The organism is Streptomyces sp. NPDC006925 (genome assembly GCF_042869575.1).
GTDB lineage: Bacteria > Actinomycetota > Actinomycetes > Streptomycetales > Streptomycetaceae > Streptomyces.
The window spans coordinates 104595-121870 of the sequence record NZ_JBIAGB010000021.1; the positions used below are offsets into that span (position 1 = coordinate 104595).

Genomic DNA, 17276 nt, shown 5'->3' on the forward strand with positions numbered 1-17276 from the left:
GGAATGGACCGGGGCTCGGCTCCGACACGACGTCACCATTACGGTGGCCGTTCGGACTTCCGCCGACAATGGCGGAGGAACCGTCTCCACGTGTTCGAGCAACCGCGTCTACGATGGAAGCCTCGCGTTTCGAGCATGCCGGCGAGGTACTCCACATCCTTCCGTAGCCGCACACCACATCGCCCCACTTGGAAGGCCAGACGCATCCATGGGAACCAATATGTCGTTCATCGGCCGTGATATGGCTGTCGACCTCGGGACCGCCAACACGCTGGTGTACGTCAGGGGTCGCGGGATCGTCCTCAACGAGCCGTCCGTCGTCGCGATCAACACCAACACCGGCGGAATCCTCGCGGTCGGCGCCGAGGCGAAGAAGATGATCGGCCGCACCCCTGGCAACATCGTGGCCGTCAGGCCCCTGAAGGACGGCGTGATCGCCGACTTCGAGATCACCGAGCGGATGCTCCGCTACTTCATTCTGAAGATCCACAAGCGGCGTTATCTCGCCCGCCCCCGCGTGGTGGTGTGCGTCCCCTCCGGTATCACCGGAGTCGAGCGCCGCGCCGTCATCGAGGCGTCCACCCAGGCGGGTGCCCGCCAGGTGCACATCATCGAGGAGCCGATGGCCGCGGCGATCGGCTCCGGGCTGCCCGTCCACGAGGCGACCGGCAACATGGTGGTGGACATCGGCGGCGGCACCACCGAGGTCGCCGTGATCTCGCTCGGCGGCATCGTCACCGCGCAGTCCATCCGGGTGGCGGGAGACGAGCTCGACAACGCGATCATCCAGCACATCAAGAAGGAGTACAGTCTCCTCCTCGGCGAACGCACCGCCGAGAGCATCAAGATCACCATCGGCTCGGCGCACGACCTCGACAAGGACGAGCACACCGAGATCCGCGGCCGCGACCTGGTCAGCGGACTCCCCAAGACCGTGGTGATCTCCGCTGCCGAGGTCCGCAGGGCCATCGAGGAGCCGGTCAACGCGATCGTCGACGCGGTCAAGACCACCCTCGACAAGTGCCCGCCGGAGCTGTCCGGTGACGTGATGGACCGCGGCATCGTGCTCACCGGCGGTGGCGCGCTGCTGCGCGGTCTGGACGAGCGGCTCCGCCGGGAGACGGGGATGCCGATCCACATCGCCGAGGACCCGCTGGACTCGGTCGCGCTCGGCTCCGGCAAGTGCGTCGAGGAGTTCGAGGCGCTCCAGCAGGTGCTCGACGCGCAGCCGCGCCGCTGAGCCCCGAGCGCGCGCCGGTGCGCAACAACTGACCGTTCACGCGGCGGGTCGTTCGAACGCAGTGGCGGCCCCCGCCATGCACCCCGCCCAGGCGGGGCTGCCCCACAGAAAGGCACGGCCGCCCCACGTGAGGGACACACGAGAAAGCCGGCTGCTGCTCGTCCTGCTGATCGCCATCGCGTTCGCACTGATCACGGTGGACCTCAGAGGGGGCGAGCAGTCTCCGCTCGACGGAGCACGGCAGTCCGCCGCCTCCGTCCTTGGCCCGGTAGAGAACGGTATGGCCTCGGCCGTCGACCCCGTCGGCAACGCCGTCGCCGCCGTCCGCGACTCGGGTGCCCGCCACGACAGACTCAGCCGGCTGGAGCAGGAGAACGCGGCACTGCGCCAGAAGCTCGGCTCCAGCGACCGCAACCGGGCCCGGGCCAAGGAACTGGACAAGCTCCTCAAGACCGCCGGGGCGGGCGGCTACGGCGTCAAGGGCGCCCAGGTCGTCGCGATCGGCGCGGCCCAGGGATTCTCCTGGACCGTCACCATCGACGCGGGCCGCGAGGACGGACTGCGCCGCGACATGACCGTGCTGAACGGCGACGGACTGGTCGGCCGGCTGACCACCGTCGGCCCCTCCACCTCCACCGTGCTGCTGGCCAACGACCCCGACTTCACCGTCGGCACCCGCATGGAGAAGAGCAACGAGCTGGGCTTCGCCACCGGGCGCGGCGGCAACGCCCTCTCCGTCCAGCTCCTCAACGGCAAGGCCAAGGTGAAGAAGGGCGACCGGCTGGTCACCTTCGGCTCCAGCGAGGACAAGCCGTTCGTCCCCGGCGTCCCGGTCGGCGAGGTCACCAAGATCAACCGGCACCAGGGCGACCTCACCCGGACGGTACGGGTGCGGCCCTACGTGGGCTTCACCCGACTGGACGTGGTCGGCATCGTCGTCAAGCCGCCGCGCAAGGACCCGCGCGACGAGGTCCTCAAATCCAAGAAGCCCCCGAAGCCCAAGCCCGCCCCCACGGTGACCGTCACCAAGACGCCCGGCGCCACCTCCTCGCCCAGGAGCTGATCCCCGTGCACCTCCTCAACCGGATGCTGCTCTCGGCCGCTCTCGTGGTCGTCGCCCTGATGCTGCAGGTCACCGTGCTGGCCAGACTCCAGCTCCCGGGTGCCGTGCCCGACCTGCTGCTGCTCGTCGTGCTGGGCCTCGCACTGGTCTACGGTCACACCGCCGGCGCCCTGGTGGGCTTCGCCGCCGGACTGCTGGCCGACATCGCCCCACCCGCCGACCACGCCGTGGGCCGCTACGCGCTGGTTCTCTGCCTGATCGGCTACGCCGCCGGGCTGACCAAGCCGGAGGGCGGACAGCACCGCTCGGCCACCGTGCCGATGCTCGTCGTCGCCTCCGCCGCCATCGGCTCCACCCTGCTGTACGCCGGGGTCGGCGCCCTGGTCGGGGACACCGTGGCCCGCCCCGACGGACTCGGCGGAATGCTGCTCACCGCGACCCTCTACGACCTGCTGCTGGCGCCGTTCGTGGTCCCGCTGATCATGTCCCTGGCGCGGCGCGGCGAGAAGGACCCGATCGGGGGCGAACCCGGCGGCGGCAGCGCGGACGGCGGGATGCGCGCCTACGGCTGGCTCACCTCCGGCGGAAGCCTGGACGCCCAGCTCGGCGGCGGCGTGTTCGGCAAGAGCGGCAGCGGCAGCGTGTTCGGCAAGGGCGGCAAGGGGCTCAAGACCGGCAAGCGGACCTCGCGCAACAAGGCCGTGAACCTCAGCGGCCGTGGCAAGGCCGGGAAGATCAAGGGGGTCAAGCGGCTGTGACGCGCGCTCCTTCCCACCCGGCTTTCCCCTCGGTTCTCCTCCCGGCTTCCCGCCCGGCGCCCGCCGGCCACGACCACCGGGCCGACCACCGCCCTTCGAGGAGGCGTTGCGCGCCGTGACCAACATTCCCGAGACCGGCCGCTCCTCCCGCGTCACCATCCGGCTGGTCGCCATCCAGATCCTGGTGCTGTCGCTGCTGCTGACGCTGGGCGGCCGACTGTGGTACCTCCAGATCCGCAACGGCGACGAATACCAGAAGGAGGCCAAGGGCAACCACGTCCAGCAGGTCGTCGAGCCCGCCACCCGCGGCTCGATCCTGGACGCGCGGGGCGTGCCCATCGCCGACAACGAGACCCGCCTGGTGGTCTCGGCCTCCCGCACCGAGCTGATGAAGCAGGACGACGACGGCAAGGCCGTCCTGGAACGGCTCGCCAAGGTCCTGGGCATGTCGCCCAAGACGGTCGAGGAGAAGGTGCGGCTCTGCAACGCGGAGACTCCGCAGCCGTGCTGGAACGGCTCCCCCTACCAGCCGATCCCGGTCACCGACGACGCCGAGCCCAAGCAGGCCCTGCAGATCCGGGAGCGCTCCGAGGACTTCCCCGGGATCACCGCCGAGCCGGAGGCCGTCCGGCGCTACCCGGCCCCGCACGGCGCCAACACCTCGCAGGTACTCGGCTACCTCTCGCCCGTCACCGACGACGAGATCGAGAAGGCCAAGGACACCGACTCGCCGTTCCTGGCCTCCGACGAGGTCGGCCGCAACGGCCTGGAGCGGTCCTACGACAGCGAACTGCGCGGCTCCTCGGGAGTCACCCGCTATGAGGTGGACAACCTCGGACGCGTGATGGGCGAGGCCGAGCGGGACAAGGCCCGCCCCGGCTCGAATCTGGTCACCTCGATCGACTCGCGCCTCCAGGCGGTGGCCGAGAAGCAGCTCGACAAGGCGATGAAGGACGCCCGCAAGAAGTTCGACAAGAACACCGGCCGCAACTACAAGGCCGACGCGGGCGCCGTCGTGGTACTGGAGAACAAGACGGGGCGGGTCGTCTCCATGGCCTCCAACCCCGAGTACGACCCCAACGCCTGGGTCGGCGGCATCTCCGGCAAGGAGTACGCGAAGCTCACCGGGAAGAAGTCCAACTACCCGCTGCTCAACCGCGGAATCCAGGGTCTGGCGGCGCCGGGCTCCATCTTCAAGGTCATCTCCACCTCCGCGGCAGTCAAGGCCGGCTACCCGTTCGACGGCCGCTACGACTGCTCCTCGGACTTCGAGGTGGGCGGCCAGGTCTTCAAGAACTTCGAGTCGGAGAGCTTCGGCGGCATCAACCTCGGCCGGGCGCTGGAGGTCTCCTGCGACACCGTCTTCTACCGCCTCGCCTACAAGGAGTGGAAGAAGGACGGCGGGAACCTGCCCAAGAAGGGCGCGAAGGACTGGTTCTACAAGACCGCCCACCAGTTCGGCCTCGGCGAGAAGACCGGCATCGACATCCCCAACGAGGTCGAGGGCCGTGTCCCGGACCGCCAGTGGAAGAAGGACTACTGGAAGGCCAACAAGGACGCCTGGTGCAAGCAGGCCGACAACGCCGGGGACGACCCCAGCTACGCCGAGAAGATCGCCAAGGAGAACTGCGTCTCCGGTATGAAGATGCGGGCCGGTGACAGCGTCAACTACTCCATCGGCCAGGGCGACACCCTGGTCACCCCGATCCAGATGGCCACGATCTACGCGGCGCTCGGCAACGGCGGCACCCTGCACGACCCCACGATCGGCAAGGCCGTCGTCAGCCCCGACGGCAAGTCCGTCAAGGAGATCGAGCCGCACGCGCACGGCAAGCTCCCGGTGAGCGACAAGACCCTCCGCAAGATCGACAAGGGCCTCCAGGGCGTGGCCACCCACGGCACGGCGGCCTGGCGGTTCGGCGAGGCGGGCTGGCCGCAGAACAAGGTCAAGATCCGGGCCAAGACCGGTACCGCCGAGGTCGCCGGCAAGCAGACCACCTCCTGGCTGGCCACCTACACCGACGACTTCACCGTCGTGATGACCATCTCCCAGGGAGGCACCGGATCCGGCGCCTCCGGCCCAGCCGTCCGCGAGATCTACAACGCCATGTACGGCGTCGGCTCCGACGGCGGCATCGACAAGAAGAAGGCCCTGCTGCCCAAGCCGCAGACCAAGCTGCCGAAGATCGACAAGGACGGCGCCATCGTCGCCCAGCGCGACAAGCGGCCCGCCGACGACCCCTCCAAGAGTCCCTCCGCCTCGCCGTCCGGCCAGGGCCCCTCCACCGCACCGCCCGGCGAGACCCCCGAGACCCGGCGCGAGGGCGAGGCCGCACGCAACGAGGGCGAGCAGCAGCAGCGCCGCCGGGACGGCGCCCAGCAGGCCGGCGCCACCCGCGAGTCCGCCGGAGGTGACCGCCCATGACCAGCCGGACGTTCGCACTCGGCGGCTACGGACCGCGCCCCCGCTCGGCCTGGGACCGGCTCACCGCGCGGGACTCCGTCGTGTGGCGGATGGACTGGATCATCCTGCTCGCCGGTGTCGCGCTCGCGATCATCGGCTCGCTGCTGGTCTACTCCGCCACCCGCAACCGCACCGAGCTCAACCAGGGCGACCCGCGGTACTTCCTGGTCCGGCACGTCATCAGCCTGGGCATCGGCATCGCACTGATGATCGGCACCGTCTGGCTCGGCCACCGCAGACTCCGCAGCGCCGTACCCGTGCTCTACGGCCTCACCGTGCTGCTCGCGCTCTGCGTCCTCACCCCGCTCGGCGCCACCATCAACGGATCGCGCGCCTGGCTGAACCTCGGCGGCGGCTTCACCGTCCAGCCCGCCGAGTTCATCAAGATCACGGTGATCCTGGGGATGGCCATGCTGCTGGCCGCCAAGGTCGACGCGGGCGACCAGGACCACCCCGACCACCGCACCGTGCTGCACGCGCTCGGCATGGCGGCCCTGCCCATCGCGGTCATCCTGGCCATGCCGGACCTCGGCTCGGTGATGGTGCTCGTCGTCATCGTGCTCGCGGTCCTGCTCGCCTCCGGCGCCTCCAACCGCTGGGTCATCGGACTGTGCCTGGCAGGGGCCGGGGGAGCGGTCCTGGTGTGGGCGCTCGGCCTGCTGGACGAGTACCAGATCAACCGGTTCGCGGCGTTCGCCAACCCGGCACTCGACCCGGCGGGCGTCGGCTACAACACCAACCAGGCCCGTATCGCCATCGGCTCCGGCGGCCTCACCGGCAAGGGTCTCTTCGAGGGCACCCAGACCACCGGTCAGTTCGTCCCCGAGCAGCAGACGGACTTCGTCTTCACCGTCGCGGGCGAGGAACTGGGCTTCGTGGGCGGCGGGCTGATCCTCGTGCTGCTGGGCGTGCTGATCTGGCGCGCCTGCCGGATCGCCCGGGAGTCCACGGAGCTCTACAGCACCATCGTCGCGGCGGGCGTGATCGCCTGGTTCGCCTTCCAGGCGTTCGAGAACATCGGCATGACACTCGGCATCATGCCGGTGGCCGGCCTCCCGCTGCCGTTCGTCTCCTACGGCGGCACCTCCATGTTCGCGGTCTGGATCGCCGTCGGACTGCTGCAGTCGATCCGCACCCAGCGCCCGATAGCGGCCTAGCCGCGGCCCCGCCGCGCGCCGCAGCCCCGCCCGCACCGCTGTGCGCCGCCCCTCCCGGCGGCCGCGCACAGCGGTGCGGGCGCACGGCCATCGGGACGGGCCCGAACCAACCGTTACTCTGGACGACTGGCCCTGTCCTCCGTACGAAAGCGCGCCCCAGATGCCCGTCGAGTCGGTCTTCCCCCAGCTAGAGGCCCTCCTCCCGCACGTCCAGAAGCCGATCCAGTACGTGGGCGGTGAGCTGAACTCCACTGTCAAGGACTGGGACGCGACGGACGTCCGCTGGGCGCTGATGTACCCGGACGCCTACGAGGTCGGCCTGCCCAACCAGGGCGTCATGATCCTCTACGAAGTGCTCAACGAACGCGAGGGCGTGCTGGCCGAGCGCACCTACAGCGTCTGGCCCGACTTGGAGAAGCTGATGCGGGAGCACGACGTCCCGCAGTTCACCGTCGACGCGCACCGCCCGGTCGGCGCCTTCGACGTCCTCGGCGTCTCCTTCTCCACCGAGCTGGGCTACACCAACCTGCTCACCGCCCTCGACCTCTCCGGCGTCCCGCTCCACGCCCGGGACCGCACCGAGGACCACCCGATCGTGATGGCGGGCGGCCACGCCGCGTTCAACCCGGAGCCCGTCGCCGACTTCCTGGACGTCGCGGTGATCGGTGACGGCGAGCAGGCCGTGCTGGAGGTCACCGAGATCATCCGGGCCTGGAAGGCCGAAGGGCGCCCCGGCGGCCGGGAGGAGCTGCTGCTGCGGCTCGCGAAGACCGGCGGGGTGTACGTGCCGGGCTTCTACGACGTCGAGTACCTGGCCGACGGGCGGATCTCCCGCGTCGTGCCGAACCGCTCCGGCGTCCCGTGGCGGGTGAGCAAGCACACCGTGATGGATCTGGACGAGTGGCCCTACCCCAAGCAGCCGCTGGTCCCGCTCGCCGAGACCGTCCACGAGCGGATGTCGGTGGAGATCTTCCGCGGCTGCACCCGCGGCTGCCGCTTCTGCCAGGCGGGCATGATCACCCGCCCGGTCCGGGAGCGCTCCATCACCGGCATCGGCGAGATGGTCGACAAGGGCCTCAAGAACACCGGATTCGAGGAGGTGGGACTGCTCTCCCTCTCCTCCGCCGACCACAGCGAGATCGGCGACGTCGCCAAGGGCCTCGCCGACCGCTACGAGGAGGACAAGGTCGGCCTGTCCCTGCCCTCCACCCGCGTCGACGCCTTCAACATCGACCTGGCCAACGAGCTGACCCGCAACGGCCGCCGCTCCGGCCTCACCTTCGCCCCCGAGGGCGGCAGCGAGCGCATCCGCAAGGTCATCAACAAGATGGTCTCCGAGGAGGACCTGATCCGCACCGTCGCCACGGCCTACGGCAACGGCTGGCGTCAGGTGAAGCTCTACTTCATGTGCGGGCTGCCCACCGAGACCGACGAGGACGTCCTGCAGATCGCCGACATGGCCACCCGCGTCATCGCCAAGGGCCGTGAGGTCGCCGGGTCCAACGACATCCGCTGCACCGTCTCCATCGGCGGCTTCGTCCCCAAGCCGCACACCCCCTTCCAGTGGGCACCGCAGCTCTCGCCCGAGGAGACCGACGCGCGGCTGGCCAAGCTGCGCGACGCGATCCGCGGGGACAAGAAGTACGGCCGCTCCATCGGCTTCCGCTACCACGACGGCAAGCCGGGCATCGTCGAGGGCCTGCTCTCCCGCGGCGACCGCCGCCTCGGTGCGGTGATCCGCGAGGTCTACGAGCGCGGCGGCCGGTTCGACGGCTGGCGCGAGTACTTCTCCTACGACCTGTGGATGGAGTCGGCAGCCGAGGCGCTGCGCGGCGCTGACGTCGACGTCGACTGGTACACCACACGCGAGCGCTCCTACGAGGAGGTGCTCCCCTGGGACCACCTCGACTCGGGCCTGGACAAGGACTGGCTCTGGGAGGACTGGCAGGACGCCCTCGACGAGACCGAGGTCCCGGACTGCCGCTGGGACCCCTGCTTCGACTGCGGGGTGTGCCCGCAATTTGATACGTGGCCACAACTGAGCGACAGCGGTAGGAAGCTGCTTCCGCTGACGGTCAAGAAGTCCTCGTGACCAGCGGCGATACGGTCCGGCAGGTGGCTGAGACAATCGCTGGTCTGACCGAGGTGGAGCGTGCCGAGATGCTTCGCTCGCTCGGCGCGAAGGGGCGCGAGCAGGCGCCCCGTAGGGTGCGCCGCACGCCGCTGCCCGCTCCCCGGCGAGCCGAGAGCATCGTCTCTTCGGTCGAGTGGGTGTGATCGATGAGAGGCGTTCGGACAGTGACAGTCCGGCGCCTCTCGCTCGTTGTGGGATGCGGCTCCCGCACAGATGAAGGGCTTTCCCGTTCTGGAAAGCCGAAGATCTTGACCCTGCTGCCCGCAGGTCGGAAGCATCGATCGGGACACTGACTGGCGACGTGAGGGGGAAGCCGTGGGCGCACCGCTGCGGAAGCTGTCGGGAGACCCGGACTGCGAGAACGGCAACCCCGCGGCAAGTTCATCGGCAGTGAGCTCCTGCCTGCCGACCGACTGAGGGAGTACCAGGGTTACCGTGACGTGGCGCTCACCCGCGCCGTGCCGTTCGCGGCCTACTGGGAGCGGCATCCCTGACCACGGAGTCGATCGGGAGATCCCTGCGGGCACTGCGGGAAGCATCGGGACTGACCGGTGACGCGGTAGCCCGCAGGGAAGCTCTCGAAGATTGAGAACGGCCGGACCCTGCCCACCGTTCAGGACGTCGACCTGCTCCTGTCCGCGCTCGTCCTACCTGGTCATGGGCCTGCGCTGCCCCCCGGCGGGAGGACGCCGGGTTGCGTAGAACGACGCCTGGCAGCCCTGCTCTGTCTGGGCGCGGGAGCGCCCCCTTCTTGTGCTTGCACTTGAGCGGCGAAGGCGTCGCTCTTGATGACGAGACGCTCGCGTACGTCGCGAGGGATCTTCAACCGCAGGTGCACGGACGGAGCGCGCACTCCCTTGACCTTTGTCCGGGTCACCTCGCACGTGATGCCGACTCGACGCAGGTCCTCCGCCATGGCCTCCATGCCGCCCTCTTCCCACATTTCGCGGAACGTCTTCCCGTTGTGGACGAGGGCCCACCGGTCCTGTGTGGTCTCGGGGTCGATGGCGTTCAGTTCGTCCGTGAGCTTGTCGAGCGCCTTCTCCGCCTGCTCCCGCGTGAACCGCGTCTTCGTGTAGTGGCCTCCCGGTTCGAGCTCGGTCATGTAGTAGGCGATGGCCTCTTCGAGACGCTTCACTTCGGCGCGGGCTTCGGCTCCTCGCGCGTACTCACGGACCTGCACGGGGAAGTCCCCGAGGACTCGGAGGACATCGCTCACCAGCACGTCGTACACGCCCTGCGGGTTCGGAGCGCCGAGCCCTCCGCTCTTGCACTCGCCGCACCGCAAGTAGGTGTAGTCCCGCCCCTTGTGGCTCGTCTTCTGCGCGGTCATGTTGGTTGAGCAGTCGACGCAGATCAGCACACCAAGGAACTGCGTAGCTCCGCCTGCCTGCCGGGCAGGCTGATTCTTGCTTCGGCGGTCGAGCGCCGCTTGAAGGCTCTCGAACTCCTCCTCGGTGACGATCGGGGGAGCGACCCGTATCGGCTTGCCGTCGTTGCCGAGGACGGTCCTGCTCCGCCGCTTCCCGCCCTGCTTGTTCTCTTCGACCCGGTACCCCATGAGCGCCGGGTTTCGAAGGCGACGGAGCAGAGTTGACGGGGTGAGCCCGGCGGTCATGAGTCCAGAGCGGACGATGCACAGAACCATGCGACGGGCGGACACCCCTCGCAGAGCCATGCGGCGAGCCCAGTGCAGCGCCTTGTGCGCGTCGGGCTCGATGGCAAGGGCAGGCTTTCCGTTGATCCTGGTCGTGACGTAGCCGTACGCAGGCTTACCGACAAGCCATGCGTCCTGAGTCCGTGTGTAGTCCCACAGTGACGTCACACGGGTCGACGTGTTCGCTGCCTCGATCTCAGCGATACCACCGATGAGCGTGACCATGATCCGGCCAGCAGGCGTACCGAGGTCGATCGCGTCGTTCTTCGAGACCAGGTTCTTCCCGTACCGCTCGCACCACTCGATCATGGTCGAGAGATCCGTCACGCGACGGATGAAGCGGTCGAGCTTCCAGAAGAGGAGAGCGTCGAACTCGGGGACTCGGTTGTTGAGCCACGCGCCGAGAGACTTCCGCTTCCACGGCGGGACCTTCGTGGCCGACACGTTGAGGTCCGATGCGACACCGACGACGCGGTATCCCTTGTCTCTCGCCAACATGCGGAGATCGAGCTCCTGTCTCACTGGCGACGTAGTGTCGTCCGTCAGCACAGACAGGCGGATGGAGAGCAGGGCTCGGGGAGCGTCCTCGGGGAGCAGGGCCTCCGCCCTCGTCAGCTCCTCCAGCAGGGCCCGGTCTGAGGCGGTCCACTCGGTCTCTACGTTGTACGTCTTCACGTCGCCGGACATTATCTTGAGTCCGTGTCTTTGTGTCCTCAGATGGACACGGAAATCCAGATCGGCCCGACGGGCAAGAAGCTGCTGCCGCTGACCGTGGTCCAGTAGCCCGGCTCCGCTCCGGCCCGCGCCGGGCGGGCCGGGGACTCCGTGTGTCCGCCGTGCGGGCCGGACCGGGCCGGGCCCGCTGCACCCGCCCGGGAGGCCCCGTCCGACGGAGCGGCGGCCGCGGCCGCGGGGCAGCCGCGTACCCTGGGCAGCAGGATCATCCGCACGGACCCGGGCCTCCGGGGCCGGCGGCCCGGACGAAAGCCCCGGGCCCGGCCCACTTGGACGTGCCCGGCGGCCGCGGGTGACGGCCCCGCCATCCGGGGGCGCCACCGCGGCGGTGCGTGCGGACTTCCGCCTCCGTACACGACGCAGGACACATCCGTCAGACGAGGGCGGCCGCGCCTCGCGCGACGCCCGGCACCGAGGAGAGAACCACTGGGCAAGCGACAGCCCGAAGGCCCGCCGCCCGCACCTGCTGTGCAGCGCCTCCGCTTGCGCTACACGAAGCGGGGCCGCCTTCGGTTCACCAGCCACCGCGACTTCCAGCGCGCCTTCGAGCGGGCCCTGCGCCGCGCCGAGGTACCCATGGCGTACTCCGCCGGTTTCACCCCGCACCCCAAGGTCAGCTACGCGAACGCCGCCCCCACCGGCACCGGCAGCGAGGCGGAGTACCTGGAGATCGGCCTCGTCCGGCACCGGGACCCCGAGGAGCTGCGCGCCCAGCTCGACGCGTGCATGCCAGACGGCCTCGACCTCGTCGACGTGGTCGAGGCGCACGGCTCCGACTTCAGCGACCGGCTCCAGGCCTCCGTGTGGGAGATCCGGCTCGACGGCGTCTCCCCGGCGCAGGCGCAGCAGGCGGTGGCGGACTTCCTGGCCGCGGAGACCGTCGAGGTGCAGCGGCAGACCAAGAAAGGCGTCCGCTCCTTCGACGCCCGGGCAGCCGTCCGCTCGCTGACCGCCACCGCGCAGCCCGCCGGCGCTGACACCTCCACCGGCACCGATAGGCCGGGCGAGGGGGCCTGTGCGATACTGCGGCTGGTAGTACGACACGTGACACCTGCCGTACGACCCGACGACGTCCTGTCCGGTCTCCGCGCTACGGCCGACCTGGCGCCGCCGGTCCCCGCAGCGGTGACCAGGCTGGCGCAGGGGCCGCTCGATGAGGAGACCGGCACGGTGACCGACCCGTTCGCACCTGACCGCGACGCGCTTCCGGAGCCCATCGGCTCAGGGGTTTCCAGCGCCGCGACGGTGCCGGGCGGCACCGCGTAGGGCAGCCGCCGAAGCCGCGCCGCCGCCGACGACGCACGCCAGGGAGCCACCCGGGCAGCCGTACGGCAGGCGAACGCACAGACCAGCAGACTTTCGCCGTAGCCGGGCCGGACAAGGGCCGGAACCGGCGAGTGACACGACAGCTCCCGTGCGGCGCCCGCGCCCCGGAGAGCGGCCCACCCCAGGGTGAGCCGCCCCGGACCCCACGAGCGCGGCGCCCGGGAGCGTGACGGGAGAACCGCCCGCATGCTTGAACCAACTGAATCCAACGAATCCGCGGCGCCCACAGCCGGAGCCGCCGCTTCCGCGGAAGCCTCCGAGGCCACCGTCCCCGGTGCCGCCGGTCCCTCCGGCGGATCGGTCGCCGACCGCGGCAGCACCGTCGGCGGCGGAACCGCCGGGGCCCCCGAGACCGCCGGTGGCGCCCTCAGCACCCCGAGCGACACTCTGCCGCCGCGCCGCCGCCGCGCCGCCAGCCGCCCCGCGGGGCCGCCCGCCGGGGACGCCGGGGACGCCGGGGACACTGCTTCCCGGCCGTCGCCGGTGCAGGGCAGCGCCGCCGACGGTGCGCAGGACGCCGGGCCCCGGGACGACTCGGGCGACACTCCGGCCCCGGCTGACCGGCCGCGCCGCCGCGCCACCCGCAAGGCCACCGCGCCCGCCGGAGCACCGGCCCCGGCCGAGCCCGCCGCGCAGCCGGAGGCCGCCGAGCAGACCGCACCCGCCGCGCAGCCGGAGACCGCGGGCGGCACTGTCGAGGTCGGCACCGAGCCGCCGAAGGCCGGGGGCCGCCGCCGCGCCACCCGCAAGGCCACCGCGCCCGCGGGTTCGCCCGCTCCGGCAGCCGGGTCCGAAGCCGAGTCCGCGGCCGCCGCCGAGGGGACCGCTGACGCCGAGGAGCCGAAGCCCCGCACGCGCCGCCGCGCCACCAGCCGCCGGACGGCCGAGGGCGCCGAGGGGGCCGAGCAGGAGAAGCCCGCGGCCACCCGTCGCCGGAGCAGCCGGGAGACGACGACCGCGGCCGAGCCCGCGGAGAGCGCCGGGACCGCGGAGTCCGCAGCGCCCGCGCCGAGCGCGGCAGCGGACGACTCCGGTGCGGCCGGGGCGGAAGCGGCCGAGTCCAAGCCGCGCAGCCGCCGCCGCGCCGGCACCCGCAAGACCGCGGCTGCCGAGTCCGCGGCCGCCGAGTCCGGGGCCGCCGAGTCGCAGACCGGGACGCCCGCGGAGGCCGCTGCCGGCACCGCCGCCGAGACCGCGGCCGAGTCCGCGCCCACCGGGCGTACCCGGCGCCGGGCGTCGCGGGCCGGTTCCGCGCCCGCCGCCGGGGCGGAGCAGAGCGCCGCCGACACCGCCGGGGCGGCCGAGTCGGAGGGCACCGCCGCCTCCGACCGGGCGCCGGAGGGCGGCAAGCCGGCCAGGACGAGCCGGAAGGGCAAGGCGGCCAAGACCGCCGAGGCGCCGCAGGAGGAGTCCGCCGCGCCCCAGGCCGCCGAGAAGTCCGAGACCGCCGGGAAGTCCGAGGCCGCTGGGAAGCCCGAGGCCGCCGGGAAGTCCGAGGCCCGCGCGGGGCGCCGGAAGCGGGCCGCGCCGCCGATGGCGATGTTCCAGCCCCCCGTCTTCACCGAGCCCGCCTTCCAGACCCCGCAGTCCGCCGCCGCGGCCGCCGAGGCGGAGCGCCGTGCGGAGGCCGGTCGGGAGGAGCCGGAGGCCGATGCCGCGGAGCGGGAGGAGACGCAGCCCACCCGGCGCCGGCGCCGCCGCGCCGAGTCCGGTGAGCAGCAGCCCGCCGCCCGGGACGAGCAGGACCGTGAGGCCGCCGACCAGCAGTCCGAGGGTTCCGAGAGTGCTGAGGGCGAGGAGCAGGAGGGCGCCCAAGGCGAGGAGCGCCCCGCGCGCCGCCGCCGCAGGGGCGGTCGCCGTAGGCGCCGCGGCGAGGGCGCGGAGCAGGCCGAGGGCACCGAGGGCGAGGAGCGGGAGGACCGCTCCGGGGCCGCGGAGGAGCCCGCTGCCGCCGAGTCGGCCGGAGCGGAAGCCGCCGAGGGTGCCGAAGGCGACGAGGGCGAGGCCGCCTCCTCGGGCGGCTCCAGCAGCAGCTCGCGCCGCCGTCGCCGGCGCCGCCGCCGGTCCGGTGACGCGGACGGCTCCGGGAACGAGCCCGCCCCCCAGGACGACCCCGAGCGCACCGTCGTCAAGGTCCGCGAGCCGCGCAAGAAGAAGGACGAGCCGACCGACGAGGTGCAGGCCATCAAGGGCTCCACCCGGCTGGAGGCCAAGAAGCAGCGCCGCCGCGAGGGCCGTGAGCAGGGCCGCCGCCGGGTGCCGATCATCACCGAGGCGGAGTTCCTGGCCCGCCGCGAGGCCGTCAAGCGCGAGATGGTCGTCCGGCAGAGCGGGGAGCGCACCCAGATCGCCGTCCTCGAGGACGACGTGCTGGTCGAGCACTTCGTCAACAAGGAGCAGTCGACCTCGTACGTCGGCAATGTCTACCTCGGCAAGGTGCAGAACGTGCTGCCGTCGATGGAGGCCGCGTTCGTCGACATCGGCAAGGGCCGCAACGCCGTGCTGTACGCGGGCGAGGTCAACTTCGAGGCGCTGGGCATGGCGAACGGGCCGCGCCGGATCGAGACCGCGCTCAAGTCGGGCCAGTCGGTGCTGGTGCAGGTCACCAAGGACCCGATCGGCCACAAGGGCGCCCGGCTGACCAGCCAGGTCTCGCTGCCGGGCCGCTACCTGGTCTATGTGCCCGAGGGCTCCATGACGGGTATCAGCCGCAAGCTCCCCGACACCGAGCGCTCGCGGCTCAAGCAGATCCTCAAGCGGGTCGTCCCCGAGGGCGCCGGTGTGATCGTGCGCACGGCGGCCGAGGGCGCCAGCGAGGACGAGCTGCGCCGCGACGTCGAGCGGCTGCAGGCCCAGTGGGAGGAGATCCGCAAGAAGTCCCAGAAGGGCAACGCGCCCACGCTGCTCTACGGCGAGCCGGACATGACCGTCCGCGTGGTGCGCGACATCTTCAACGAGGACTTCTCCAAGGTCATCGTCAGCGGCGCCGAGGCGTGGGAGACCATCCACGGCTATGTCTCCCACGTGGCCCCCGATCTGAGCGACCGGCTGCAGAAGTGGACCTCGGACGTGGACGTCTTCGCCACGTACCGCATCGACGAGCAGCTCGCCAAGGCGCTGGACCGCAAGGTGTGGCTGCCCAGCGGCGGCTCGCTGGTGATCGACCGGACCGAGGCGATGATCGTCGTCGACGTCAACACCGGGAAGTTCACCGGCCAGGGCGGAAACCTGGAGGAGACGGTCACCAGGAACAACCTGGAGGCGGCCGAGGAGATCGTGCGCCAGCTGCGGCTGCGCGACCTCGGCGGCATCATCGTGATCGACTTCATCGACATGGTCCTGGAGTCCAACCGCGATCTGGTGCTGCGCCGCCTGCTGGAGTGCCTGGGCCGGGACCGCACCAAGCACCAGGTGGCGGAGGTCACCTCGTTGGGCCTGGTGCAGATGACCCGCAAGCGGGTCGGCCAGGGGCTGCTGGAGTCCTTCTCCGAGCAGTGCGTGCACTGCAACGGGCGCGGCGTCATCGTGCACCTGGACCAGGCCGTGGCCGTCGGCGGCGGCGGAAAGAAGAGCAAGAAGGGCAAGAAGGGCGACAGCAAGGGCGAGGCCAAGGCGGAAGGCAAGGCGGAAGGCAAGGCGGAGGGCAAGGCGGAGCCGAAGACCGGCGACCGGCAGGCCGCGGAGGCGCAGCCCGAGCCCTCGCCCGCCACCGCTCCGGCCGCCGCCGCGGTGGAGCCCTCCGAGGCGGCTGCCGAGGCGGCCGATGTCACCGCGCCGGCACCGGTCGAGTTCGTGCCGGACGAGGAGCTCTTCAGCAGCGCCGCCGAGGCGGAGGCCGCCGCGGCCGCGGCACGCGGAGGACGTACGCGGCGGCGCGGCAGCCGGAAGGCGAGCGCCCCCGCGGGGGCGCCCCGGACCGGCGGTGAGCCCGCCCGGACCGTCGAGGTGGTCGAGCCCGCGGCCCCGGAGCCGGAAGCCCGGCCCGCCGCGGCCGAGCCCGCTCCGGCGTCGGCGGAGTCCGCGGCCCCGGCCGAGCCCGCCGCAGCGGCGGCCACCGGTCCGGAAGCGGCGGAGCCCGGGGCCCGGCCCCGCCGCCGGGCGACGCGCAAGGTGAGCGCGCCCGCCGGTGCGCCCCGCACGGGTGACGACACGGCAGCCGTGCTGGTCGTCGCGGCGGACGAGGCGGCCGCACCGGCCGCTGCCGCCGAGCCGGTGCCGGCGGCCGGCGAGGTCGTCACGGATGCGGCTCCGCTCCGCCCGCGGCGTCGTGTGACCCGCACGGTCACCGCCACCGCCTCGGAGGAGGAGACCGCGGCTCCGGCGAAGAAGACCGCCGCGAAGAAGGCGGCCAAGAAGGCCCCGGCGAAGAAGGCGGCGGCCAAGAAGACCGCCGCGAAGAAGACGGCGGCCAAGACGGCGGCCAAGGCGGACAAGTCGGCGGAGAAGGCGGCCGAGAAGCCCGCCAAGTCGGCGGAGAAGGCGGCCGGCAAGGCGGCGGCGAAGAAGACCGCGAAGAAGACCGCCAAGAAGACGGCCACCAGGAAGACGGCCGCGGCGGAGCAGGAAGGCGGGGCCTCGGTCTCCGCCGCCGCCTCCGAGGAGTGACCCGCTGCGGGGGGGGGGGGGCCGGGCCCCCCCCCCCCCCCCGGGCCGGGGGCGCCCGCGGGGCCCCCCGGGGGGGTGGGGGGCCCCTTTCCCAACGCGTGTGCTGTGCAGGGGGGGCGGGGCCAGGTGCCAAACCG

Annotated in this window: 10 protein-coding genes; 9 read left to right on the forward strand and 1 reads right to left on the reverse strand. The window is 71.6% G+C overall.

Annotated elements, in window-relative coordinates:
• Positions 1–220: 220 nt before the first annotated feature.
• The 7 genes from ACFYNS_RS24635 to ACFYNS_RS24665 all read left to right on the forward strand — a co-directional run bounded on the left by ACFYNS_RS24635 (position 221) and on the right by ACFYNS_RS24665 (position 8959).
• On the forward strand, positions 221–1240 hold the full coding sequence (locus tag ACFYNS_RS24635) for a rod shape-determining protein (protein WP_026004902.1): 1020 nt from the start codon (positions 221–223) through the stop codon (positions 1238–1240).
• Between the two features lie 127 nt (positions 1241–1367).
• The gene (gene mreC, locus ACFYNS_RS24640; protein WP_360294576.1) at positions 1368–2303 is read left to right on the forward strand and encodes a rod shape-determining protein MreC; all 936 of its coding nucleotides are present in this window, start codon (positions 1368–1370) and stop codon (positions 2301–2303) included.
• Between the two features lie 23 nt (positions 2304–2326).
• Positions 2327–3061 carry a rod shape-determining protein MreD gene (gene mreD, locus ACFYNS_RS24645; RefSeq protein WP_388605118.1) on the forward strand — a complete coding sequence of 245 codons (735 nt, stop codon included), beginning with the start codon at positions 2327–2329 and terminating at the stop codon, positions 3059–3061.
• A gap of 115 nt (positions 3062–3176) precedes the next feature.
• Entirely contained in the window at positions 3177–5486 is a 2310-nt protein-coding gene (gene mrdA / locus ACFYNS_RS24650; protein ID WP_388605105.1) for a penicillin-binding protein 2, read from the forward strand.
• Entirely contained in the window at positions 5483–6682 is a 1200-nt protein-coding gene (gene rodA, locus ACFYNS_RS24655; protein WP_360294582.1) for a rod shape-determining protein RodA, read from the forward strand. Before mrdA ends, rodA begins: the two co-directional genes overlap by 4 nt.
• A 160-nt stretch (positions 6683–6842) precedes the next feature.
• A complete protein-coding gene (locus ACFYNS_RS24660; protein WP_388605107.1) occupies positions 6843–8774 on the forward strand; it encodes a TIGR03960 family B12-binding radical SAM protein in 1932 nt (643 codons plus the stop codon).
• 23 nt (positions 8775–8797) lie between these two features.
• Positions 8798–8959, forward strand: coding sequence for a hypothetical protein (locus ACFYNS_RS24665; RefSeq protein WP_360294588.1), 162 nt, complete (start codon positions 8798–8800; stop codon positions 8957–8959).
• 512 nt (positions 8960–9471) lie between these two features.
• Here ACFYNS_RS24665 and ACFYNS_RS24670 read toward each other — a convergent pair.
• Positions 9472–11160 (reverse strand): recombinase family protein, encoded by a 1689-nt coding sequence (locus ACFYNS_RS24670; protein ID WP_388605108.1) that lies wholly within the window; start codon positions 11158–11160, stop codon positions 9472–9474.
• 516 nt (positions 11161–11676) lie between these two features.
• Here ACFYNS_RS24670 and ACFYNS_RS24675 point away from each other — a divergent pair.
• On the forward strand, positions 11677–12474 hold the full coding sequence (locus ACFYNS_RS24675) for a TIGR03936 family radical SAM-associated protein (RefSeq protein ID WP_360294593.1): 798 nt from the start codon (positions 11677–11679) through the stop codon (positions 12472–12474).
• Between the two features lie 246 nt (positions 12475–12720).
• Positions 12721–17139, forward strand: a complete 4419-nt coding sequence (locus ACFYNS_RS24680) for an Rne/Rng family ribonuclease (protein WP_388605110.1) — start codon at positions 12721–12723, stop codon at positions 17137–17139.
• Positions 17140–17276: the final 137 nt, after the last annotated feature.

Bases quoted from the DNA above. Each gene is read 5' to 3' on its own strand.
- ACFYNS_RS24635 (WP_026004902.1), top strand. From the start codon at position 221: ATGTCGTTCATCGGCCGTGATATGGCTGTCGACCTCGGGACCGCCAAC.
- mreD (WP_388605118.1), top strand. From the start codon at position 2,327: ATGCTGCTCTCGGCCGCTCTCGTGGTCGTCGCCCTGATGCTGCAGGTC.
- rodA (WP_360294582.1), top strand. From the start codon at position 5,483: ATGACCAGCCGGACGTTCGCACTCGGCGGCTACGGACCGCGCCCCCGC.
- ACFYNS_RS24660 (WP_388605107.1), top strand. From the start codon at position 6,843: ATGCCCGTCGAGTCGGTCTTCCCCCAGCTAGAGGCCCTCCTCCCGCAC.
- ACFYNS_RS24670 (WP_388605108.1), bottom strand. From the start codon at position 11,160: ATGTCCGGCGACGTGAAGACGTACAACGTAGAGACCGAGTGGACCGCC.
- ACFYNS_RS24680 (WP_388605110.1), top strand. From the start codon at position 12,721: ATGCTTGAACCAACTGAATCCAACGAATCCGCGGCGCCCACAGCCGGA.